The sequence below is a fragment of the Rhizobium beringeri genome, from assembly GCF_004306515.1.
GTDB classification, from domain to species: Bacteria; Pseudomonadota; Alphaproteobacteria; order Rhizobiales; family Rhizobiaceae; genus Rhizobium; species Rhizobium beringeri.
This window is the reverse complement of sequence record NZ_SILG01000001.1, coordinates 986,266-1,008,592: the sequence shown is the minus strand read 5'-3', so window position 1 is coordinate 1,008,592 and position 22,327 is coordinate 986,266. Positions and strand designations below refer to the sequence as shown.

General features: G+C 61.2%; 28 protein-coding genes. 19 read left to right on the top strand and 9 right to left on the bottom strand.

Annotated features, from left to right (window positions below; all coding sequences use genetic code 11):
* Window positions 1-37 precede the first annotated feature (37 nt).
* Window positions 38-961, top strand: coding sequence for a TIM barrel protein (locus ELH03_RS05265; protein WP_128402000.1), 924 nt, complete (start codon window positions 38-40; stop codon window positions 959-961).
* Between the two features lie 7 nt (window positions 962-968).
* Window positions 969-2,135: a Gfo/Idh/MocA family protein gene (locus ELH03_RS05260; protein WP_164902666.1), complete on the top strand. Its 1,167-nt coding sequence runs from the start codon at window positions 969-971 to the stop codon at window positions 2,133-2,135.
* Between the two features lie 99 nt (window positions 2,136-2,234).
* On the opposite strand, the gene ELH03_RS37265 is transcribed toward ELH03_RS05260, so the two are convergent.
* From ELH03_RS37265 to ELH03_RS05245, 4 genes are all read right to left on the bottom strand, one after another.
* Complete coding sequence (locus ELH03_RS37265; protein WP_164902210.1) at window positions 2,235-2,405, bottom strand: hypothetical protein; 171 nt, start codon at window positions 2,403-2,405, stop codon at window positions 2,235-2,237.
* A 66-nt stretch (window positions 2,406-2,471) separates the two neighbouring features.
* On the bottom strand, window positions 2,472-2,864 hold the full coding sequence (locus ELH03_RS05255; protein WP_128405529.1) for a hypothetical protein: 393 nt from the start codon (window positions 2,862-2,864) through the stop codon (window positions 2,472-2,474).
* A 65-nt stretch (window positions 2,865-2,929) separates the two neighbouring features.
* The gene (gene groL / locus ELH03_RS05250) at window positions 2,930-4,564 is read right to left on the bottom strand and encodes a chaperonin GroEL (RefSeq protein ID WP_128412548.1); all 1,635 of its coding nucleotides are present in this window, start codon (window positions 4,562-4,564) and stop codon (window positions 2,930-2,932) included.
* A gap of 49 nt (window positions 4,565-4,613) precedes the next feature.
* Complete coding sequence (locus ELH03_RS05245; protein WP_003557889.1) at window positions 4,614-4,931, bottom strand: co-chaperone GroES; 318 nt, start codon at window positions 4,929-4,931, stop codon at window positions 4,614-4,616.
* 513 nt (window positions 4,932-5,444) lie between these two features.
* On the opposite strand from ELH03_RS05245, the gene ELH03_RS05240 reads away from it, so the two are divergent.
* From ELH03_RS05240 to ELH03_RS05215, 6 genes are all read left to right on the top strand, one after another.
* Entirely contained in the window at window positions 5,445-5,708 is a 264-nt protein-coding gene (locus ELH03_RS05240) for a hypothetical protein (RefSeq protein WP_128405527.1), read from the top strand.
* Window positions 5,705-6,040, top strand: a complete 336-nt coding sequence (locus tag ELH03_RS05235; protein WP_130766119.1) for a hypothetical protein — start codon at window positions 5,705-5,707, stop codon at window positions 6,038-6,040. The genes ELH03_RS05240 and ELH03_RS05235 overlap by 4 nt, the downstream gene beginning before the upstream one ends.
* Complete coding sequence (locus tag ELH03_RS38610) at window positions 6,037-6,354, top strand: hypothetical protein (protein ID WP_128412547.1); 318 nt, start codon at window positions 6,037-6,039, stop codon at window positions 6,352-6,354. The genes ELH03_RS05235 and ELH03_RS38610 overlap by 4 nt, the downstream gene beginning before the upstream one ends.
* Window positions 6,345-6,620, top strand: a complete 276-nt coding sequence (locus ELH03_RS05225; RefSeq protein ID WP_128405525.1) for a DUF1488 family protein — start codon at window positions 6,345-6,347, stop codon at window positions 6,618-6,620. The genes ELH03_RS38610 and ELH03_RS05225 overlap by 10 nt, the downstream gene beginning before the upstream one ends.
* Window positions 6,621-6,647: 27 nt before the next feature.
* On the top strand, window positions 6,648-7,490 hold the full coding sequence (locus ELH03_RS05220; RefSeq protein ID WP_128405524.1) for a transglutaminase-like domain-containing protein: 843 nt from the start codon (window positions 6,648-6,650) through the stop codon (window positions 7,488-7,490).
* 184 nt (window positions 7,491-7,674) lie between these two features.
* Complete coding sequence (locus tag ELH03_RS05215) at window positions 7,675-8,055, top strand: VOC family protein (RefSeq protein WP_128405523.1); 381 nt, start codon at window positions 7,675-7,677, stop codon at window positions 8,053-8,055.
* A gap of 7 nt (window positions 8,056-8,062) precedes the next feature.
* Here the strand turns inward: ELH03_RS05215 and ELH03_RS05210 are convergent, their stop codons facing one another.
* The gene (locus tag ELH03_RS05210; protein WP_128412545.1) at window positions 8,063-9,025 is read right to left on the bottom strand and encodes a LysR family transcriptional regulator; all 963 of its coding nucleotides are present in this window, start codon (window positions 9,023-9,025) and stop codon (window positions 8,063-8,065) included.
* A 123-nt stretch (window positions 9,026-9,148) separates the two neighbouring features.
* On the opposite strand from ELH03_RS05210, the gene ELH03_RS05205 reads away from it, so the two are divergent.
* From ELH03_RS05205 to ELH03_RS05190, 5 genes are all read left to right on the top strand, one after another.
* On the top strand, window positions 9,149-10,549 hold the full coding sequence (locus tag ELH03_RS05205) for an MFS transporter (RefSeq protein WP_128411224.1): 1,401 nt from the start codon (window positions 9,149-9,151) through the stop codon (window positions 10,547-10,549).
* 96 nt (window positions 10,550-10,645) lie between these two features.
* Complete coding sequence (locus tag ELH03_RS05200; RefSeq protein WP_026230636.1) at window positions 10,646-11,023, top strand: hypothetical protein; 378 nt, start codon at window positions 10,646-10,648, stop codon at window positions 11,021-11,023.
* Window positions 11,024-11,261: 238 nt separating this feature from the next.
* Window positions 11,262-11,597, top strand: coding sequence for a hypothetical protein (locus ELH03_RS05195; RefSeq protein ID WP_128411225.1), 336 nt, complete (start codon window positions 11,262-11,264; stop codon window positions 11,595-11,597).
* Between the two features lie 476 nt (window positions 11,598-12,073).
* Window positions 12,074-12,217, top strand: a complete 144-nt coding sequence (locus ELH03_RS37260; protein ID WP_003557866.1) for a hypothetical protein — start codon at window positions 12,074-12,076, stop codon at window positions 12,215-12,217.
* Window positions 12,218-12,511: 294 nt separating this feature from the next.
* Window positions 12,512-13,579, top strand: coding sequence for a fatty acid desaturase (locus ELH03_RS05190; protein ID WP_027685400.1), 1,068 nt, complete (start codon window positions 12,512-12,514; stop codon window positions 13,577-13,579).
* 76 nt (window positions 13,580-13,655) lie between these two features.
* Here ELH03_RS05190 and ELH03_RS05185 read toward each other — a convergent pair whose 3' ends face one another.
* A complete protein-coding gene (locus ELH03_RS05185; RefSeq protein ID WP_130766118.1) occupies window positions 13,656-14,570 on the bottom strand; it encodes an SDR family oxidoreductase in 915 nt (304 codons plus the stop codon).
* Between the two features lie 106 nt (window positions 14,571-14,676).
* Between ELH03_RS05185 and ELH03_RS05180 the strand changes: the two genes are divergently transcribed.
* Window positions 14,677-15,237 (top strand): TetR family transcriptional regulator, encoded by a 561-nt coding sequence (locus ELH03_RS05180; protein ID WP_130766117.1) that lies wholly within the window; start codon window positions 14,677-14,679, stop codon window positions 15,235-15,237.
* A gap of 119 nt (window positions 15,238-15,356) precedes the next feature.
* Here ELH03_RS05180 and ELH03_RS05175 read toward each other — a convergent pair whose 3' ends face one another.
* Window positions 15,357-15,833, bottom strand: a complete 477-nt coding sequence (locus tag ELH03_RS05175; RefSeq protein WP_128411293.1) for a YcgN family cysteine cluster protein — start codon at window positions 15,831-15,833, stop codon at window positions 15,357-15,359.
* 203 nt (window positions 15,834-16,036) lie between these two features.
* Between ELH03_RS05175 and ELH03_RS05170 the strand changes: the two genes are divergently transcribed.
* The 3 genes from ELH03_RS05170 (at window position 16,037) to ELH03_RS05160 (ending at window position 19,570) form a co-directional block, all read left to right on the top strand.
* Complete coding sequence (locus tag ELH03_RS05170) at window positions 16,037-18,235, top strand: transglycosylase domain-containing protein (protein ID WP_128405517.1); 2,199 nt, start codon at window positions 16,037-16,039, stop codon at window positions 18,233-18,235.
* Between the two features lie 206 nt (window positions 18,236-18,441).
* A complete protein-coding gene (locus ELH03_RS05165) occupies window positions 18,442-19,029 on the top strand; it encodes a DUF1214 domain-containing protein (protein WP_128411229.1) in 588 nt (195 codons plus the stop codon).
* Window positions 19,022-19,570: a DUF1254 domain-containing protein gene (locus tag ELH03_RS05160; RefSeq protein ID WP_128411230.1), complete on the top strand. Its 549-nt coding sequence runs from the start codon at window positions 19,022-19,024 to the stop codon at window positions 19,568-19,570. The genes ELH03_RS05165 and ELH03_RS05160 overlap by 8 nt, the downstream gene beginning before the upstream one ends.
* A 13-nt stretch (window positions 19,571-19,583) precedes the next feature.
* Here ELH03_RS05160 and ELH03_RS37255 read toward each other — a convergent pair whose 3' ends face one another.
* Entirely contained in the window at window positions 19,584-19,751 is a 168-nt protein-coding gene (locus tag ELH03_RS37255; RefSeq protein ID WP_003546657.1) for a hypothetical protein, read from the bottom strand.
* Between the two features lie 541 nt (window positions 19,752-20,292).
* On the opposite strand from ELH03_RS37255, the gene ELH03_RS05155 reads away from it, so the two are divergent.
* Together ELH03_RS05155 and ELH03_RS05150 are read left to right on the top strand one after the other, a co-directional pair.
* A complete protein-coding gene (locus tag ELH03_RS05155; protein WP_017963548.1) occupies window positions 20,293-20,499 on the top strand; it encodes a hypothetical protein in 207 nt (68 codons plus the stop codon).
* 246 nt (window positions 20,500-20,745) lie between these two features.
* Complete coding sequence (locus ELH03_RS05150) at window positions 20,746-21,795, top strand: DUF2336 domain-containing protein (protein ID WP_128411231.1); 1,050 nt, start codon at window positions 20,746-20,748, stop codon at window positions 21,793-21,795.
* 67 nt (window positions 21,796-21,862) lie between these two features.
* Here the strand turns inward: ELH03_RS05150 and ELH03_RS05145 are convergent, their stop codons facing one another.
* Window positions 21,863-22,207 (bottom strand): DUF1491 family protein, encoded by a 345-nt coding sequence (locus ELH03_RS05145; RefSeq protein ID WP_075224862.1) that lies wholly within the window; start codon window positions 22,205-22,207, stop codon window positions 21,863-21,865.
* Window positions 22,208-22,327 lie beyond the last annotated feature (120 nt).

Genomic DNA, 22,327 nt, shown 5'->3' with positions numbered 1-22,327 from the left:
CAACATCCGCCCCGGCACCACTATCAGGAATAAAACAGTGACCATCACCATTACGACAGCCCCCTGTTGCTGGGGCGTGGACGACGTCAACAATCCAAACCTTCCCGCCTGGGAACGCGTCTTCGACGAGGCGGCAGCGGCCGGCTATGGCGGCCTCGAACTCGGGCCGTACGGCTACGTGCCGCTCGATGATGCGCTCGTCGCAAAGGCGCTCACCGAGCGCAATCTCTTCATCGTCGCCGGCACGATCTTCGACGATCTCGTCTCTCCTGAAAATCGGGAGACGTTGCTGCGGCAGACGGACGAAATCTGCGCCGTCATCACCAGGCTGCCGCAGCCGGAACAGGTGGCAGGCCAGCGGTTCAGGACCCCCTATCTCACGGTCATGGACTGGGGGCACGACGAGCGGGACTATGCCGCCGGCCATTCGGATCGTGCGCCGCGTCTCGATGACAAGGCCTGGGCCGGGATGGTCGCCAATATCACGGCGATCGCCGAACTCGCTCAGCGCAAATATGGCGTGCGCGCGGTCATCCACCCGCATGCGGGCGGCTATATCGAATTTGCTGATGAGATCGAGCGGGTGGCAGGTGACATTCCGCAGGAGATCGCCGGCTTCTGCCTCGACACCGGCCATAGCTATTATGCCGGCATGGATCCCGTGGAGATGCTTCGCCGCTATGCCGACAGGCTCGACTACGTCCACTTCAAGGACATTGACCAGACAGTCTTCGACCGTGTGCTTGGCGAGAAGATCCGCTTCTTCGATGCCTGCGGACAGGGCGTCATGTGCCCGATCGGCCGCGGCGTCATCGATTATCCCGCCGTCAAGCGAACGCTCGAGGAGATCGGCTATCACGGCTTCATCACCGTCGAGCAGGAGCGTGATCCGAGGAATGTCGCCGGCAGCCTCGAAGATGTGAAGCAAAGCCGCGATTACCTCAGGTCGGTTGGTTTTTAGGGAAAAGATGATGACGAATGACAGGCGAAAGCCGATCCGTTGGGGCATGGTCGGCGGCGGCAAAGGCAGCCAGATCGGCTACATTCATCGCTCGGCGGCGCATCGCGACGACGTTTTTGCCCTTGCGGCGGGCGCCTTCGATATCGATCCGGAACGCGGCCGCGCCTTCGGCGTTGATCTCGGGCTCGACGAAGCCAGGAGCTACCGGGACTATGCGGCGATGTTTGCGACTGAGGCCCGGCGGGCCGACGGCATCGAGGCCGTGTCGATCGCGACACCCAACAACACCCATTTCGCGATCTGCAAGGCAGCACTTGAACATGATCTGCATGTGATCTGCGAAAAGCCGCTCTGCTTCACGATCGCCGAGGCCGAAGAACTGAAGACGCTTTCCCAGGCGCGCGGCCGGATCGTCGGCGTGACCTATGGCTATGCCGGCCACCAGATGATCGAGCAGGCGCGCGCCATGGTCAGGAATGGTGATCTCGGCGAGATCCGCATCGTCAACCTGCAATTCGCCCATGGCTTCCATAGCGCTGCGGTGGAAGAGCAGAACCCCTCGACGCGCTGGCGCGTCGATCCGAAATTCGCAGGCCCCAGCTATGTGCTCGGCGATGTCGGGACCCACCCGCTTTATATCGCCAAGGTCATCCTGCCGCACCTGAAGATCAGGCGTCTGCTCTGCACCCGCCAGAGCTTTGTCAAAAGCCGCGCGCCGCTCGAAGACAATGCGGTGACCCTGATGGAATATGATAATGGCGCGGTCGCCACCATCTGGTCGAGCGCCGTCAATGCCGGCTCCATGCACGGCCAGAAGATCCGCATCGTCGGCTCGAAGGCCAGCATCGAGTGGTGGGACGAGCGGCCGAACCAGCTATCTTACGAGATCCAGGGCGAACCGGCCCGCATTCTCGAGCGCGGCATGGACTATCTCTATCCCGAGGCCAGGATCGACGACCGGATCGGCGGTGGTCACCCGGAAGGTCTCTTCGAAGCCTGGGCGAACCTCTATCGCCGCTTCGGCTTTGCCATCAACAGAGAGCGCGGCCTCGCTCCTGCGGGGATCGAAGAGCTGGTCTTTCCCGATGCCGATGCGGGATTGGAAGGAGTGCGTTGGGTGGAAAACTGCGTGCGGTCCGCCGATGCCGGCGGGGTCTGGCTGGATTATCGCTAGGTCTTCAAGAGCCCCGGTGCGGCCCTTTCCTCAAATCGCGCCCTATGCCGGCTTCGCACTTATTGCGCTGGAGGCATGTTCAAGGACGTCAGTCCCCACTCAGCTAAGCGGGTCGTCATCTTCCGCCGCCTGCGGCGCGCGGCGACGCGTGCTGTCGTTGACGGCTTTCTTATGCTCGTCGGCAGCTGCCTCGCGGATTTTCTGGAAGCGGTTGTCGCCGGCATCGTCTGCGGGTGGCTGCGGGTCGCTCTTTTTCACAAAACGGATCATTGGTCATTTCCTGCTTTGAGAGTGGAAGCGCTCCGCACACATATCGGAGCGCTCTAGAAAACGGTGTCAGACGGCAAGCGCGGTGGCGCAGGCCTGAACACTTCGGCTGTCGGGTGAGGTCTGCCCAGGCATGGTCGCCCAACCGCCGGCCTCGACGAACTGACGCTGCTTGTAGCCTTCGGTAATCGCCTTGAACTCGATCAGTTTAGCGCCCGCATCCGGCGCCGCATTGAACCGTTCGACGCAAATGGCGGACGCCAGTTCTCCGCGTGCAACGTCGCCGGCGGCGACTGCCGCTTTGCTTGAGGTGCCGCCCGTTACCCAACCTCCCCAGCTGAAGCCGATAATCATCGTGGCGATCGCCGTGACGACGCAGGCCCAAACGAGAAGCGTCTTGGATGGCTGGTAACTGTCGAAACGCTGGGTGATCGATGTCTTGCTGCTGCTCTGCACGGACATTGGAATTCTCCCTGTCTATGTTCGGGTTGCGCCGTCCGGCCACGCCGGAACGGTTCAGGCTGTTCTCAGTATCCCATATCGCCCATGCCGCCATTTCCGGCTGCAGGGGCGGAGTCTCTTGCGGGAATGTCGGCGATCATCACCTCGGCGGTGATCAGAAGCGCCGCAATCGAGCCGGCGTCCTGCAGAGCGGTGCGCACGACCTTGGCGGGATCGACGATGCCGGCCTCGATCATATCGACATAGGTCTCCGTCTGTGCGTCGAAGCCCTGATTGTGATTATTGCTGCCCACGAGTTTTCCGACGACGATGGAGCCCTCGAACCCGGCATTGTCGGCGATCTGCCGGATCGGGGCTTCGAGCGCCCTGAGCACGATCGAGATGCCCGCCGTCACGTCGGCGTTCTCCCCCGTCAGTCCCGTAAGCGCCGACTTGGCGCGCAACAATGCCACGCCGCCGCCGGGCACGATGCCCTCTTCGACCGCCGCACGGGTGGCGTTCAGCGCGTCATCGATGCGGTCCTTCTTTTCCTTGACTTCCGTCTCGGTGGCGCCGCCGACGCGGATGACTGCGACGCCGCCGGCGAGTTTCGCCAGACGTTCCTGCAGCTTTTCCTTATCGTAATCGGAAGTGGTCTCCTCGATCTGCGCCTTGATCTGCTGGATACGCGCCTGGATGGCCGCTTTGTCGCCGGCGCCGTCGATGATCGTGGTGGATTCCTTGTCGATCAGCACGCGCTTGGCGTGGCCGAGCATATCGAGCGTGACGTTGTCGAGCTTGATGCCGAGATCCTCGGAAATCATCTGGCCTGATGTAAGCACGGCAATGTCTTCCAGCATGGCCTTGCGGCGATCACCGAAACCCGGCGCCTTGACGGCTGCGACCTTCAGGCCGCCGCGCAGCTTGTTGACAACAAGCGTCGCCAGCGCCTCGCCTTCGACGTCCTCCGAGATGAGGAGCAGCGGCTTGCCGGTCTGTACGACGGCTTCCAGGATCGGCAGCATCGCCTGCAGGCTGCCGAGTTTCTTCTCGTGAACGAGGATATAGGGATCCTCCAGTTCCACGCGCATCTTCTCGGCATTGGTAACGAAATAGGGGGAGAGATAACCGCGGTCGAACTGCATACCCTCGACAACGTCGAGTTCGGTCTCGGCGGTTCGCGCCTCTTCGACTGTTATGACGCCCTCATTGCCGACCTTGTCCATCGCCTTGGCGATCATCTCGCCGATGGCGGCGTCGCCATTGGCGGCAATGGTGCCGACCTGGGCGATCTCGCCTGATGACTTGACCTTCATCGCCCGCGCCTTGATTTCCTTGACGACGGCGATAACGCCGAGATCGATGCCGCGCCTGAGATCCATCGGGTTCATGCCGGCAGCGACGAGCTTTGCGCCTTCGCGAAAAATGGAGGCGGCGAGCACCGTTGCCGTCGTCGTGCCGTCGCCGGCAAGATCATTGGTCTTCGAAGCCACCTCGCGCACCATTTGCGCGCCCATGTTCTCGAACTTGTCCGCGAGTTCGATCTCCTTGGCGACGCTAACGCCGTCCTTGGTGATGCGCGGCGCGCCATAGGCCTTATCGATGACAACGTTGCGCCCCTTCGGGCCAAGCGTCACCTTGACGGCGTTGTTGAGCAATTCGACGCCGCGCAGCAGGCGGTCGCGCGCGTCGGTGGAGAACCTGATTTCCTTGGCAGACATGATATTTCTTCCCAGTTCGGTCTTGAGATGCTGGTCACAAATTCGACGCTCAGGCGGCTTTGTCGGCAGCCGCTTCGGTCTTTTCGACGATGCCCATGATGTCGGTCTCCTTCATGATCAGAAGGGTTTCGCCATCGATCGTGACCTCTGTCCCCGACCATTTTCCAAACAGGATGAGATCACCGACCTCGACATCAAGCGGGACCAGATTGCCGCTTTTGTCGCGCAGGCCCGGGCCGACTGCGACCACTTCACCTTGCTGCGGCTTCTCCTTGGCGGTGTCTGGAATGATGATCCCGCCCTTGGATTTGACATCGCCTTCCGCACGTCGAATGACGACGCGGTCGTGAAGTGAACGGAATTTCATAGAGGTCTTTCTGCTGCCGGCGCGTATGGCGGCTGCAACTCATAAATAGCACTCGTGGCACTCGATTGATAGGAGTGCCAAGAAATATTATTCGCGGGGGAAGTTTTTTGAGATATTCAGGAAATCAATCCGACCGGATATTTTGTAATAAGCAGGAAATAAATAGAATTTTTTACGCCATCGCGCTCCATTTTATTTTCGTGAACGAAGAGTTAATTTGGCGTTTTTCATAGATAAATCAGAATTTATCTTGATTTAAACTCAATCGAGGCGCAATGATAGGTCTCGTCGATTTGGCCGACTTGGCTTCGCGGTGTCAGAGACCTACGACCCGCCATCACCACTGAATTCTCGACAGCGATCCATGACGTCGTTCCGGCGTTGAGTTCGCCTGTTCCGATCCGGAATGAGCTTGGCGCTGACCGCGGATGTACCGGCAGCTTCGAGTTCGTCCGGTTCGGATCTCAACGATACAGGAAACGCATCGGTGTATTTCCTGCGGAGGCCTCAGCCGTGACAAGTCGCACCACACAAACCGTCGTCCGCTTTTCATCCCCATTCCGCCTGCCCGGTTTCGACGGGGCGCAACCAGCCGGAGAATACCGCGTCGATTATGACGAGGAATTGATCGATGGCGTTTCCAGGCTTGCCTGGCGACGGGTCGGCGCCTTCATCCACCTGCCGGCGATCGCCGCGCAGAGTACGACGCAGCAGATGATGCCTATCCACCTGTCAGATCTCGAAACCGTGCTCGAAAAGGACCACAAACCGTCATGACCGCTACGCGCATCCCGCAACGCAATGGACGCTCAGTCCGGCGCGAGGCAGCAACACATATCTTCAAGGTGGGGCAGACTGTCCGGGTGAAGGACGGGTTCTTGGTTGTTCCTTTCAAGCTTCCCGACACATACCGCATTACCGCCACCCTGCCTCTGAGAGGAAATGTGCTGCAATACCGCATCCGCAGTGACGATGAACGCCATGAGCGGGTCGCGACGGAAGATAGCCTGGAACTGGTAAACCTATCGCCCGCCGGCAGCGGCGCAACACTGATCGAGAGGACGTTTGGCCAAGGCCGCGGCCCGAATGACGAAAGGTTGACATCGTGAACAGCCATGGAGACGAAGCCGAACGAAGACGGAATGCCTTTGCCGTCCACACATGGGAAGCGCCGGGCCGCTACTCGATGGAGATCGAACACGACCGCCGGATCGAATCCGCCCGTTCGTGGACCGTCTATCGTGCATCTGCAAGCGTTCCCGTACACGCCGACCATGCCATGATCGGCAAGAGCCGTTCGGAGGCCGGGAAAGACATGATGTCCTTCAATCTCCTGAACTTAGGATACCGGAAGGAATGGCTGAGGCTGTCGGGCGCAACTCGGAGTGCTCGCAAGGTCCCGCCGGTCCAACCATGGCGCTAGCTTTTCTGAACAAAAGCCGTAGCTTCGATGCGGCGAGAAATGCTGTGCGCTTCGTCGGCCATGACGGCATGTTCCAGGTATTGTTCTTCATCGAGGTTGGCGCGCTGGCGAAATCCGACGCCGCATTGCAACGAACCGAGCCTTCGGAAACAAGGTGGCTTTTGTCTTTCGACGCCCTGCGCAACTCCATTCAGGACGTGGCGCACAAAGCCTATTCCTACCGCCGCCGCGCCTTCTATACTCTAACTGCGGCGGACTTCCGCTAGACGGATCCGGACGCGCGAGAACGCTCCATGTTGATCCGTTACGGCTATGAAATCACGCTGACCTGCCCACAGCCGACCGCATTGGTATGTCTGTTGTCGGTTCATGAGGATCGTGCGGCCGATATCAGAATTCCGGAAACGGTATTCACCACGCCCAATGTTCCCACTTCCACTTATCGCGACCTCTTCGGCAACCGCTGTCTTCGGCTGGTTGCCCCAACGGGCGACCTGACCATATGGGGCGATGCGACGATCGAAGACGACGGCAAACCGGACAGGTCGCTGCCAGGCGCCAGGGAACTCCCGGTTTCGGAGTTGCCGGATGATTGCCTCGTCTACCTGATGGGCAGCCGCTATTGCGAGACGGATCGTCTCAGTCAAATTGCATGGGACATGTTCGGCACCGTCTCACCCGGCTGGGGCCGCGTTCAGGCGATCTGCGACTTCGTTCACGGCCATATCCAGTTCGACTACATGCAGGCGCGATCGACGCGGACAGCCTTCGAGGCGTTCCACGAACGCGTCGGCGTCTGTCGCGACTTTGCGCATCTCGCGGTGGCGTTGTGCCGTTGTCTCAACATTCCTGCCCGATATATCAACGGCCATCTCGGCGACATCGGTATTCCCGTCGTCGATCCGATGGACTTCAGCGCCTGGATCGAGGTCTTCCTTGACGGTGCATGGCATGCATTCGATCCGCGCAACAACACGCCGCGGATCGGTCGCATCATCGTCGCACGCGGGCGCGACGCCGCCGACATACCACTCATCAATTCCTTCGGACCGCATGTGCTGAAAGCATTTCGAGTCTGGACCTATGAGGTGACGGAGCTGCAGCAGATGCAAAACGTCGCCGAGGGCGCTGTTTAGAACGAGACCTGGGCGGATGCGGCAATGTCCGGCCTCAGGCTTTGCCGCAGGCGGCATCTGTCGCAGGACTGCCTGTCCCGCACACTTTTGCACAACATGCTTTAGAACAGCGGTTGAAAGATGTTGGCGTCGAGCCATCTTGGGTGTGGGCAGTCATTAGCGGAAGATAGGGAGTTCGCAGTCCATGTTTGATCATATCTCCATCGGCGTAAAAGACCTGGAAAGAGCCCGCCGTTTCTACGATGCGGCGCTGGCGCCGCTCGGATATGAGCGCCTGTCCAATTCCGACACCACGATCGGCTACGGCCCGGAAACGGTCGGGCTCTGGGTGATGCAGGTTGAACAGCCTGTTGTTGCCGACATGCGATCCGGACTGCATTTCTGCTTCGTCGCGCCTGACGAGGCCGCAGTCGATGCCTTTCACGCGGCGGCCGTCGCATCCGGCGGCACGGATAATGGTGAACCGGGTATCCGGCCGGATTACGGGCGCTTCTATTATGCTGCCTTCATCATCGACCCCGACGGCTATCGTCTCGAAGCTTATTTCCACAAAGGCGAGCTATAACGGACCGTCAGGCAGCGGCTCTCGGAATGGATACGCAGCAGCCGGAAGCTTCGAGCGCCTTATTGGCTACATCGATGAACAGGCGACGGAACCAGCGCGCCCGGCCGTCCGTCTGGTCGACTCGGCGATAAAGCATCGTCACGGGATCGGTCGGCAGCGAAAGCGGCGGCTCGCAAAGCCTCAGCCCATGTAACTGCGCCATGCAGCGTCCGATCGATTCCGGCACGGTGGCAATGGCGGGCATCGCCTTCAGCACCATCGGCAGAGCGGAAAAGCGCGGGACGGTCGCCACCACCTGTCTCACATCGCCGGTGCGGTTCAGCGCCATGTCGATACCGGTCGAGGTGTTGCCTTCGAACGAGACGGTGACATGCGCGACATTGGCGAAATCCTTGAGGCTCAACGGCGCCTTCAGCCCGAGCTGAGCTTCATCGTAGATGCAGATCGAGACTTGGTCGAACAGCGGCGCGCGAATGTGCCAGGAGGCCGGTTCGTCATGCACCGCGACGCTGAAATCGAAGACGCCTTCATCCAGCCGGCGTGCGGCATCGCGCTTTTCGGAAGCGATACCGATCAGCCGGGCGCCGGGTGAAAGCTGGAGAAGACGGGCGGCGAGCGGTCCGAAGAAGGCCGATTCAAGATTGTCGCACATGCCGATGCGGAACTCGCCCTGCCAGCTTGCCGGATCGAATTCGGCCTGCGGGCGGATGGCACGCTCGATGCCCGACAGCGCATCCTCGATTGCCGGGGCGATGGAAAGGGCGCGCGGCGTCGGCTGCAGGCCGCGGCCGACACGCACGAACAATTCGTCGTCCAGCGCTTCGCGCAGGCGCCGCAAAGCGGCCGACAGGCCCGGCTGGCCGAGTAGCAGGCGCTCGGCGGCGCGACTGACATTGCGCTCCTGCATCAGCACCGAAAAGGCCAGCAGGAGATTGAGGTCTATCTTGCGAAGCGTGGCATCATTCATCATCGTCAGTAATACCTGGCATGGCTACTATCAATTTGCAATAGGAAAGGAAGCTGTACATTTTCTCGTTCCCTGCCGCCCGGCAACCTCCCCCGATGAGGCGGCAGCAAAGAAGGAACGATTTCGATGACTCTTTCCAAATCGCGAAGCGGGGCGGGGCTGGCATTGCTGCTGCTCTGCACCGCCAATTTCCTCGACGCCATGGACGTTTCCACCATCGGCGTTGCCTTGCCTGCCATCCAGGCCGAACTCGGCATGGAGGCGACATCGCTGCAATGGGCCGTCAGCGCCTATGTGCTCGGCTATGGCGGCTTCCTGCTGCTCGGCGGCCGCGTCGCCGACGTCTTCGGCCATCGCCGCGTCTTCCTCTGGTCGCTGGCGATCTTTGCCGGCGCCAGCATCGCCGGCGGCTTCGTCGATAGCGGGCCGACGCTGATCGCCGCCCGATTGATCAAGGGCATTGCGGCCGCCTTCACCGCGCCGGCAGCCCTTGCACTGCTGCTCTCCGTCTTTGGCGAAGGAACAGCACGGGCAAAGGCGCTCGGCGTCTTCGCCTCGACCGGCGCCACCGGCTTCGTGCTCGGCATGGTGCTCGGCGGTGCCGCGACGATCTTGAGCTGGCGGGCGACGCTTGTCATGGGCGCGCCCGTTGCCATCCTGACACTCTTTCTGGCGCCGCTGGCACTGCCAGCCGACCCCCAAAGGACGGGACCGCGGCCCAGCTTCGACTGGGCCGGCGCGCTGACGATCACGCCAGGCCTGCTGCTCTTCGTCTTCGGCATCACCAATGCCGCGGCTGCCGGCTGGCAGGCCTTCCCGACCTGGGGTTCGCTCGTCGCGTCGCTGGTGCTGATTCTGCTCTTCCTCGTGGTCGAAGCGCGGCATGCCGATCCGATGGTACCGCTCGGCATGTTCCGCCGGGCCAAGCTGCGGCATGCCAATGCGATCGCCGCTCTCTTCCAGGGCGCCTATGTCGGCTTCCAGTTCCTGGCGACGCTCTATTATCAGAACGTCATCGGCTGGTCGGCCTTCACAACCGGCTTCTGCTTTGCGCTTGGCGGCGTCTTCGTGATGTTCCTGGCGCCACGTTTTGCGACGCTCGCGCAAAATCGCGGCGCCACCGGGCTGATGGCGGCGGGTGTCGGCCTGCAGGCGTTCAGCTATATCTTCTGGGTGACAGCACTCGGACATGTCGACCCGATCCTGCTGGTGCTGTTTTCGCAGATCCCGCTCGGCCTCGGCTACGCCATGACCTACCCCTCGGTGCAGGTCGCGGCTCTTTCCGACGTGGAAGACGACAAGTCAGGGCTCGCCTCCGGACTGCTTTTCGCCTCCTTCCAGATCGGTGGCGGCATCGTGCTCGCGGCCGCCTCGGCAGTCTTCGGCGCCGCACCGCATTTCGGCTGGGACCCCTATGTCGCCGGCATCGCTTTCGTGGCGCTGCTTGCGGTGGCGATCACTCTGCTTGCAGCCGCCGGTCCGCGGACATCGGCCGCCCGCAGGCCCATCTATCAGGCGGCGGAATGACCGTCTTCGGCCCGCACCCTGACCGGTGCGGGCTGCTCATGAACCGGAGCGATATCTGCTGCAAGAATCCCGTTGCGTTGCCTGGGTGAAAGGCGCATGGTCGCAACTTCGGCAGCCAGTGTACGGGCGCTGCCGACTGAGGGTTTTTATACCCTTGCCCCGATGAAAGGAGGACCGATGTCTTCCACTTTCGAAAAGCCGCATCTGACCTCGTCCGATCTCGACATGCTGCAGGGCGTGCTCGACGACGCCGGCTACGACGCCAAAATCCTGATCGGCAACGAACGTGTCTTCAACGTCGCGGCCATACTGTTGATCAGGCTGTTCGAAGAGGGCGTCACCTCGCCGGCCTTGCTCTCACAAGCGCTCGAACACCATTTCGGCAAGCTGAAGACGCCGCCGAAACCGGTAACCCCCGTCTTTAACCGATATGCGATACAGGGATTGCCACGCGAAAGACGCGCTGTCGGCTAGAGCAGTTCCAGCAAAAGTGCGCAGCGGTTTTGCCTCCGGATTGCGCAAAAACAAAAAGATAGAGCATTTCCGTCACTCGGAGAAACCAGGAAATCCTCCGCTACATAATTCCTTAAATCGGAATCGATTTAAGGGCAAAATTATGCAGCAATTCAAAGTGCTACAGTGTCCTTTGCGCGTCTAAAAAGACGCACGGCGCTGTAGAGGCAAGCGAGCCGCCCGGCTCCGAAGGATTATTGTGCGGAAAACCCTCTTGCTCTGTATCTGCGTCGCAGCGGCCGGTTATTTCGGATGGATGCAATTCGGGGCTTACCAACAACGGCAACAGGCTAGGGATCTCGCAAACATCGACAGGGAGCGCCGGGTGGCGCTCCTGGAAATCGATGGCTGCCAGGCGAAAGTGGATCTGCTTCTGTCGATGACAGACCGCCTGCTCAAGGCCGGCGGTATGCTGGTACCGCTCGATATCGGACGGGACATAGAACTCTGTTTGGCCCGCGGCATCATGTCGACATCAGGCCTGGCGGAGATGGAAAGAACGAAGCTGATCCGCCTGTTTCCGGTGAATGACTAAGGCGGTCGCAATCTTTCAGATTCGCTCCTCGCGCTTCAGGTCTTTGTTTTCACGCATGTCGTCATCGCAAAACCGCTGCATAGTTTTGCGCGACGGGCGTTATGCCCTGTGGAAATATGGCTTTCCTGCGGCGACGGCCTTAATGGCACCTCAATTTTGCTCTATAAGGAGGGCTCGCTGATTTGGCCGATGCGGCATTTGCGGTGACCGGATTTCCGGCCCCGCCATTTTCCCGATCGCGAAAGCATGGTGACGTCCCGTCTCAACGTCGGGTTTGGCTTTCGGTGACCTCTCCGGTCATCCGCCTCCAGACTGCGATGCGGTTTCAGCAGGCATCATTTTCATTCCATCCCTGCGGCCCGGTGTTGTCGGGTTGCCCTTCATGACGATCCCGCGATCTCGATCGCGACCGACAAACGGGGCGAATACCACGCAGGCTGCGGCTTTCAATTTCGATCTAAAGGGAGATTTTATCCATGGCAAAAGGACAGGTAAGAAGCAATCGCGAGGTCCGGAAGCCGAAGAAGGACAAGCAGGAAGCGAAGGTGGAAAGCACATTCGCCAACCAGATGAAGACGGCGACCAAAACCGCCCCGCAGGGCAGTGCTCCAAAGAAATAGAACCTCTTATCGAGCCGCCTCTCTCGCCCTCGCTGCGCGCAACGGCGCAAGTGATAGCGCGTCCTGTCGGACACGCCGGCGTGACATCAGCGCCTATTGACATGTTCTCGAAAAAGGAATTGCTGCAACCATGACCACTCTTCATACAATGTACCACTTCGACTATCCGCTCTTCCTCATTCGCTCGGCCGTGGTGATTGCACTCGGCCTTTCGGCCATCGCGGCCTTTCACGGCGTCACTCTGTGATCGAATCTGCGCGCCGCAGCGAGTGCGAGGAAACCCAAGTGGCCCCTTTGGGCGAGTCTGACGAAAACCCGGAGAACGAAACCCCAGAGCGATCCCGGGCGAATGCCGAGCTTTTCGCTGAAAAACGCTGGTTGAAGATCCTTGCGGGATATCGCCAGCCACGAGCCGGACGCAGCGCTTTCGAGCTTGTCGTCACCGTCATCCCTTTCGCGCTGTTCTGGGCCGCCGCCTGGGCGGCAGTTCATTACAGCTTCTGGCCCGGCTTGATCCTCGTCCTTCCCGCCGCCGCCTTCCTGCTCCGACTGTTCATGATCCAGCATGATTGCGGCCACGGCTCGTTTTTCGCCCGCCGCCGCGTCGACGACTGGGTTGGACGCACGATCGGCATCCTGACGCTGACGCCCTACGACTATTGGCGCCGGGCGCATGCGGAACACCACGCCTCGGCTGGAAACCTGGACGAACGCGGCGTTGGCGACATCGAAACGCTGACAATCGCCGAATACAACGCGCTGTCGCGCTGGGGCCGGCTTGGCTACCGGCTCTACCGGCACCCGATCGTGATGTTCGGGATCGGACCGGCCTGGCTGTTCCTCTTCAAGCAGCGCCTGCCTTTCGGCATGATGCGCTCCGGCGCCCTGCCCTGGGTCTCGACCATGGCGACCAATCTTGCCATCGCACTGGTCGCCGCCCTGCTGATCTGGGCGGTCGGGATCGTCCCCTTTTTGCTGGTGCATCTGCCGACCGTGCTTCTGGCAGGTGCTGCCGGCGTCTGGTTGTTCTACGTGCAGCACCAATTCGAGGAAACACATTGGTCGAAGAAGCCGGACTGGCAGTTCCAGCATGCGGCCCTCCATGGTGCCTCGCATTACGACCTGCCGCCGGTGCTGCGCTGGATCACCGGCAATATCGGCATCCACCACGTGCATCATCTGTCGAGCCGGGTGCCCTACTACCGGCTGCCGGAGGTGCTGCGAGACCATCCTGAGCTTGCCGATATGGGCCGCATCACGCTCATGGAAAGCCTTCGTTGCGTCAAGCTGGTGCTGTGGGACGAGCAGACGAAGCGACTGGTCTCGTTTCGCGACGCAGCGCGTCTCGCCGCCGCCCGGTAACGGGCTCGAGAGCGGTTTAGACGACATCATGCTGCAATTCAGATTTTAGGCCGATCCGGCCTAAAGTCATGCTGCTCTAGCGATAACCCGTTACGTCAGCCGGTTTGCCAGGCTCCTGCACTTCCACCATGTAGCGCCAGCAATCCGGCCGCGAACCGTCAATATCATCGAAACCATAGGTCTTGGCGATCGCGCCGCTCGATAGCGATTGTCCGTTCCAGCGGGCGCGGTCGGGATCGGCAGCGATAGCGGCAACGGCGCGGCCGACGAAATGCGGGGTTTCGGAAATGGCGAAATGCGGCTGTATCTCCGTCGCCTCGCGCCAGTTCTCCTCGCTGACGCCGTAAGCATCCAGCATCATTTCGGAGCGCAGCCAACCGGGCGTAATCGAAACGGCGGTGGCGCCATGTTTCGCCAAATCTTGCGCATGCGCCCAGGCCATGCGGGTGACACCCGTTTTGACGAGGTCGTAAAAGGGCGACAGCCGGTAATGGGTGGCATTGTATTCGGCCGTGCCGTCGGTCATCTCCACCAGCAGCCCGCCGGGCCGCTCGATCATCAGCGGTAGGGCGTAATGGGCGGTAATCAGATGCGTCTCGATGCCGAGCCGCAGCATGCGCAGGCCCTTGTCCAGCGAATGCTCCCAGACGGCCTTGTCCCATTCGAACAGTTTCTCGCAACCCCAGATGTCGTTGACGAGAATATCGAGCCGGCCGGCTTCGCCGCGGATGCGGGCGACCAGCGCCTTGACCTGTTCCTCGACGAGATGGTCCACTTGCACGGCAATGCCCCTGCCGCCTGCTGATGTTACCAGCTCGGCCGTCTCCTCGATCGTCTCCGGTCGCATATATTCGGATTGCTGAGCGCGCGTCGTGCGCCCCGTCACGTAAACGGTGGCGCCGGCGGCGCCGAGTTCCACCGCGATGCCTCGGCCGGCGCCGCGCGTGGCACCTGCCACCAGTGCCACTTTCTCCCGCAAGTTCGCTGTCACTTCTCCATCCTCCACGCTAGAACGGAGTGCGCCTGGTTCAGCCGGCGCGCCCCTTGTGTATAAACGAATGATCGTTTACATTCGAGGTGAATGCAAGAGGAATTTCATGCCGCGTCGCCGCACAGTTTCCGATGAACAGCTTCTCGCCATGGTGCTGGCGCTGATCCACGCCGAGGGGCCGGATGCGGCGACTTTTGCGGCGGTGGCGAAAGCGAGCGGCCTTTCCGGCTCGACGCTGGTGCAGCGTTTCGCGACGAAGGCGGCGATGCTGCGCGCTGCGCTGCTTTACGCCTGGGACAGGCTCGATGCGGAAACGGCACGGCTTGCCGAGACCGTGCCGAAAACGCCGGAGGGCGCCATCGCGCTGCTCGTCGGCCTGTCGCAGGACTACGGGGACGATGCCGCCGCCTATGGCGAAGGACTGCTGGTGCTTCGCGAGGATTTCCGCGATCCGGTATTGCGCGCCCGCGGTGCTGCCTGGGGAATAGCGCTGACGGCGACGATCGCGCGATGCTTCGGATCGGCGAAGGCGCCGGAGACGATCGCCCGGCTGATGCTATCGCAATGGCAGGGTTCGCTGCTCTGGTGGGGTTTTGGCGCCGAAGGGCCGGTGGATACCTATGCAGAGATAGAGCTTCGGCGCTTCCTCGCGGCAATAAGGTCCTGAGCCTGCCTAGAGCATGATGCCGAAAAGTGTGAGCGGTTTTCGGACGACATCATGCTCTAACTATATAATTTAGAACAGGATTCAGATTTTAGGCCGACCCGGCCTAAAATCATCCTGTTCTAGGCTTCCTCTTCGTCCTTTTCCTCGCCCACGGTCAGCGGCCAGTCGACGACATAATCCTCGAGATCGTCGATATCGATTTCATTTTCGTTGATCGTGCGGCCTCGCGCGGAAATGCCGGCGGCATGGACGGTCTCCGGGTCGCCGGAGACGAGCGGGTGCCACCAGTAGAGGTCGCGGCCTTCATCGACCAGCCGGTAGCCACAGGTGGGCGGCAGCCAGGCGATATCGGGCACGTTCTCCTTGGTCAGTTGCACGCAGTCCGGCACGAAATCCCAGCGGTTCTCATAGCTGGAGCAGCGACAGCTTTCGCCGTCGAGCAGCTTGCAGCTGACCGAGGTGAAATAGATATCGCCGCTATCCCATTCCTCGATCTTGTTGAGGCAACAGAGGCCGCAGCCGTCGCAGAGGCTTTCCCACTCGGCGGCGGTCATCTCGGCCAGCGTCTTGCTTTTCCAGAAGGGCAGATCGTTCATCGTCGTTTCATGCAACAGCGACCCGCAAATTCGCGTGAGCCTCATGCATCTCTCTTGTTATCGGCCGCAAAATCAATCAATCCTTCAGTATACTCCTGGTACTCGGAGAATTCTCTCCTGGTATCGGAGAGATTTGCGGCCACATGCGGGCCTCGCGCTTTCGTCGGATATGACCGAAGCGCGATCAGGCGGGAATACAGGACGTGCAGGATCCGGACAACCCAGGAAATGGGCCAGAAAACGGGCCAGAAAAAAGGCCCGGAAAAGCGGCGAACGAGACGGCGGACAAGCGGCCGAGGAAGAGCCGTCACATTCTGCTGCGCATCGATTCCTGGATCGATTCGACCGTCTGGAACGCCGGCTTCCGCGCCGCCGAGATCTGGGAAGACATCACCATCTTCTTCCGCCGCTTCCGCGTGCGCGGCTGGAAGCGCATGGTCTTCGAACTTGCCGGCGAAGGGCTGACGCTCGGGGCGGCCGGCTCGGTACTGATGCTGCTGCTGGCCCAGCCCGCCTTCGAGGCGACCAAGGAGGACTGGCGCAACCGTGGCGATTTCGCCGTCACCTTCACCGACCGCTACGGCAACGTCATCGGCCATCGCGGCGTCATCCACCAGAATTCGGTACCGATCGACGAGCTGCCGGATTCGCTGATCAAATCGGTGATCGCCACCGAGGACCGGCGCTTTTTCGACCATTTCGGCATCGATTTCATCGGCCTCTTCCGCGCCATGAGCGAGAATGCACGCGCCGGCGAAGTTGTGCAGGGCGGCTCGACGCTGACCCAGCAACTCGCCAAGAACCTGTTCCTGTCCAACGAACGCTCGATCGACCGCAAAGTCACCGAGGCGTTCCTGGCACTGTGGCTCGAGGCGAACCTTTCCAAGAAAGAAATCCTCTCCACCTATCTCGACCGCGCCTATATGGGCGGCGGCACCTTCGGCGCAGCGGCGGCGGCACAGTTCTATTTCGGCAAGAACATCACCGATGTGAACCTTGCCGAATCCGCCATGCTTGCCGGCTTGTTCAAGGCGCCGGCGAAATATGCGCCGCATGTCAACCTGCCGGCCGCGCGTGCCCGCGCCAACGAAGTGCTGACCAATCTCGTGCAGAGCGGGCTGATGACCGAGGGCCAGGTCATCGCCGCCAGGCGCAATCCGGCCACCGTCGTCGACCGCAACGAAGTGGAATCGCCCGATTTCTTCCTCGATTGGGCCTTCGACGAGGTGCAGCGGCTTTCACCGCGTTTCCACCAGCATTCGCTGATCGTGCGCACGACGATCGACATGGGCATCCAGCAGGCGGCCGAGGATTCGGTCGAGACGTCATTGCGCGAATATGGCGAGGCCTATCACGCCAAGCAGGGCGCGATGGTGATGATCGAGAACGGTGGTGCGGTGCGCGCCATGGTCGGCGGCCGAGATTACGGCGAGAGCCAGTTCAACCGCGCCACCAGGGCGCTGCGCCAACCGGGCTCCTCCTTCAAGGTCTATACCTATTCGGTGGCGATGGAGAGCGGGATGACGCCGCAGACGACGATCGTCGACGCGCCGATCTCCTGGGGCAATTGGAGTCCGCATAATTATGCGAATCGCTATGCCGGCCGCATCACGCTTGAGACCGCGATCGCCCAGTCGATCAACACCGTGCCGGTGCGGCTCGCCAAGGAAAAGCTCGGTATTCAGCCGATCCGGGCAATGGCGAAGAACCTCGGTGTCGAAACGCCGATCCGCGACGACGTCACCATCCCGATCGGCACGTCCGAGGTGACGGTGCTGGACCAGGCGACGGCCTACGCCACCTTCCCGGCCGGCGGCTACCAGTCTCGCCGCCACGGCATCACCCAGATCCTCGATTACGACGGCGACGTGCTCTACGATTTCGACCGCGACGAGCCGGCGCCAAAACGCGTGCTCTCCGAAAAAGCCGATGCCTATATGAACCAGATGTTGTCGCGCGTTCCCTATGTGGGCACGGCGCGCAAGGCAGCCCTCGACAACGGCATCGTGACAGCCGGCAAGACCGGTACGACCCAGGCCTATCGCGACGCCTGGTTCGTCGGCTTCACCGGCAATTACACCTGCGCCGTCTGGTTCGGCAATGACGACTATACCTCGACCAACGAGATGACCGGCGGCTCGCTGCCGGCGATGACCTTCAAGCGCGCCATGGACTACGCCCATCAGGGCGTCACGCTGCGGGCCATCCCCGGCATCGAAAACCCCCTGCCCTCGGAAAAGGATCTCGCCAAGACTGCCGCCGCCAAGCCGCAGGACGGATTGCCGCAGCTTATCCGGCCGCGCATGCTCTCGGTTCAATCGACTGACATCCTCAAGAAGCTCGGCGAAAAGCTGAAGGATGCCGCCCCGCTCGCTCCGGCGAAGGTGGCGAGCGCGGAGTAGCCGGCCACGCCTGACGTTCAGATCTCCAATCAGCATCCGCCCGCATCGATACATCGGCGTGGATTGCTGTTGCCGCACGCGGCATGACGGCTTTGCCGCACTTGGCATGACCGTGGATCAATCGGCCTCTATGTCGTGGCGTGGCATTCCACCCTGCCAGAATCAGTGGTAACCCTTTCATCCGATATGGTTTCCAAGGTCTTGACGTGTTTCGATTCCCCCTCTTTATCGCGATCACGCTGATCGTCGCCTTTGGCGGCGGGATCATGATTTCGCTTTATGCGCTGGATGCGACACAGGGTTTTGGGGCGATCAAGCTCGGCGCCTGGGAGGCCTTTCCGGCGCTGCAGACGGTCGAGGCCGATCCTTATGCCAAGTCGCACCGCGCGCGCGCCGGCAAGCTGCTCTATGGCAGCGCCGAGGGCCTGACCTTCGCGGCGAGCGTCGACGACGACGGCGCGCGGCTGAATGCCAACTGCCGCTACCGTATCAGCGGGCAGACACCGCCTGCCCGGCTCTGGACCCTGTTTACCGCCGACAATGGCGGCAATCCGGCGGCGGTGACGACCGGGCATCCCTCAGCGCTCAATTCCTGGACGGTGCTGCGCCAGCAAGACAGCAGTTTCTCGATCGAGATATCCGCCGTCGCGCAGCCGGGCAACTGGCTCGCCCTGCCACAGGCCGGCACTTTCCGGCTGGTGCTGACACTGTTCGACACACCGACCGCCGGCAGTTCCGGCGTGATCGACCTCGCCATGCCGAAACTCACCAAGACCGGATGCGGCAATGCTTAGGATATTCTTCGCCGTCCTGACCGGTCTTTTCGGCGCAGCCCTGCTGCATCTCGTCATCATCCTGTCGCTGCCGCATTTCACCGGCAAGGATGCGGCAACCCGCGTGGAGGCGGAGGGCGACCTCAACAATTTCTACCTGCTCGGCAACCGGTATGACGAAGCCGGCCTTGCCAATGGCGACCCCTTCGTGCGCACCGCGGTCTGCTCCTTCGATGTCGAGGATGCGCCGGTGCATTTCACCGCCAAGGGCAATGTGCCCTTCTGGTCGATCGCGATCTACGACAGCGCCTCCAACGAGGTCTTCAGCATGAACGACAGGACGTCGGTCGGCGGTGCGCTCGACGTGCTGGCCGGCAGTCCGATCCAGCTGACCGACCTGCGCAAAAACCTACCGCAGGAGCTGCAGCAGGCGATCCTGGTGGAAATGGCCCGGCCGGACGGTTATGCCGTGCTGCGGACGCTGGCGCCGCAGGCGAGCTTCGATGAGGCCGCGCGCAACTTCCTGACGGAAGCCGGCTGCGAGCAATTCGCCGCTCGCTGAGGTTGAAGAGCGGTTACTTCTTGTTGACGCGCGGCGCGGGCGCCGGACGATGTTTCGGGCTCTCGGCCAACCGCTCGTAGCGGACGCCGGTGAACCAAAGGATCTTGGCTTCGCGGGGCTCTTTGTCCGGACGACGCGGCGCCCGCGGCCGCCGATCCGCCAATGCGACTACTATTGCCATTCTCGTCTCCATGCACTGCCCGAGACGGATGAACTTGCGATGGATTTCACCCTGCCCGCCAATGTGCGGGCCGGCGCGTCCTGCAGTGCCGGGATGACCGGACCGAGGGCATTCACGCCTTTCCCACGGCACCTGATTGAAATACCGTGATGCGGAGTTTCGACGATCCAACTACTCAAATCGCGTCGTTCCTATCCGAATTGAGCCACATGACAGTTAACAGTTTACTAATGTTCAGCGGATGCCAAACACAGTTCAACTCGCTTCTCCTTCAACGCTCGAAGAGTTGATTTGGTTTCACGCCGCCCGCGCAAAGGCCCGGCTTGGCATCGGCGCATAAAATTAGAAATAATTCATATAGTTGGCGTTGGCGCAGCGTTCTCCCTGCCGGGAAAGGGACCGTGTTGCAAAAATGCGTCATGAAAATATTTAATTGCGAGGCGCTCAGATGCGCGTATGTTCGCTCATGTCGATCATATGTTTCCGGGCACCGATCGATCGGAGATATTCCCCGCTCTTGCCGGAATGCGGAGGGTAAGCGGTGTCTTTGCTGGTGAATTCATCCTTCTCGCCTGACGATCTCGACGTGCTGCGCAGTGCGCTCGATGCCTGGTGCTCTGAACGGCGCATCGACATCAAAAGCGTCGAGGCACAGTTCGCGGCATCCGCAGCCCTCGACCTTTATCAGGCCGGTTACGACAGCCGCGAAAAGCTGCTGCACGCGCTGCGCGATCATAGGATCGCCTGAGCTTTTCCACCATCACAGCGGATGAGCAATCGCGCAACGGCGCTTCCAAACCGATCATTTTTATATTGCCGGCTAGCCATGTCGTCACACGCTTGGCGTGTATATTTCTGTTGCTTTTTAATAAAATCTTCAGCATGCATTAACCGTACCGGTGTAGGATTTGTTCATAACCGTATGGCCTGACATGCGTTCCGCCAGCGCATATCGGCCCTTGGTCCCCTTGTTCTGCGTTTTCGGGGTGTTTTTGTGCGTGACCGGTTTCGAGACCTAGAAGGCCCCTTGGCCGTCAGGAAAAAGGACGTGGTGTTAATGGCGACTGTCAGCAGTTTCGAGAACCTGTCTCATCCGACACGGTCCGAACTGCGCCAATTTGCCGAACTCTTCATGCCACTGTTCCAGGCCTCCTCTGACGAGGCCAAGCGCCAGGCGGTCGCGGCGCTGTCCCAATGCGAGAACATGCCGGCAGCCGTGGCGCTGTTCATCGGCAACCAGCCGATCGAGATCGCGGCGCCTTTTCTTGCCGCCTCAAAGGCCGTCGCCGACGATACGCTGATCACCATCGCGCGCATGCAGGGTGCAGCGCATGTCAAGGCGATCGTCAGCCGCGATTCACTCTCGCCGAAGGTCATTGATGCGCTGGTGGCGCTGCGCCAGAGCCAGCCGCGCTCCACGGGTGCATCGGCACCGATCATGGAATCGCCGGCGGTCCCGCTTTCACCAGCGCCTGCCGAGACCAACGAGGCAGATGCGCTGGAGGAACAGCGGGTTGCCAATGAAGAGGCATTGCGCGAGCGCATCCTCGGGCTTGCCAGTCATCTCGGCCGTGCCGATGAGGACAGGCTCGGTCTGCGCACGCTCACAGACATTCAGGAGGCGCTGCTGGTGCGCTTCGCCCGCTCGCGCGAGGCGACGCATTTCGCAACCGCACTTGCCGATGCGCTTTCCGCCAGCCGCTGGCTTGCCGAGCGCATCATGCTCGATCTTTCCGGCCAGCAACTCGCCACGACGCTGACCAGCCTCGGCATGGGCTTTCTCGACGCCGTCTTCGTGCTCGAAAGGCTCTATCCGCACCTTGCCGAACAGCAGCACAACGTCACGCGCGGCTGGATGGTGCTCGATGCGCTCGACCCGGAAGAATGCCACGAACGCGTCGAAGCCTGGCGGCGTGCGGATCGCTACACCTATAAGCCGGAAGCGCCCGATACGCCTGCGCCGGCGGCAACACCCGACCATCGTTTCATCCGCCAGGCGCCGCCGCAGCGCGACATGCGCGTCATGGGGCGGCGGTATCGCTGAGCTGGAATGACTGACCTCACCGCATGGTGAGCTGTTCGAAACGGTGAGGAGCTGACGCGCCTGGCCGTCAGCCGTCCTTGGCAAGCGGGATCATGTCCCCCAGTTCCTCCGCCTCCAGCTCGACGATCCAGAGATCGGGGTCGAATTTGCGTTCGCGCTCCAGCATCGCACGCACCGCTTCCGGTTCGCTGCGCGACAGGCGGATCTCGAACAGGCGGTCACCGGCCTGACCCTCGTCGAAGGCGGTCTGCGGCGCCGGCGCATAGAGCGTTTCCAGGCCGTTGCGGAAATGCTGGCGGATGAAGATGGCACCCGCCTCCTCCGCGCCCTTCTTCTCGACGGCGGCGAAATCGCCGCTGGCAAAGACGCGGCGCAGGAGGGCTGAAACGAAGATGTCGGCGCGTAATCTCATTGGTGCGGTATAAAGCATGTCGCGCAAAAGTGTGTAGCGGTTTTGCGATAACGAGATGGGGAAACAGCGCGAGGAGCGAATCTGAAGGATTGCGATGCGCTAGCCCCGGCCTGTGGGCGG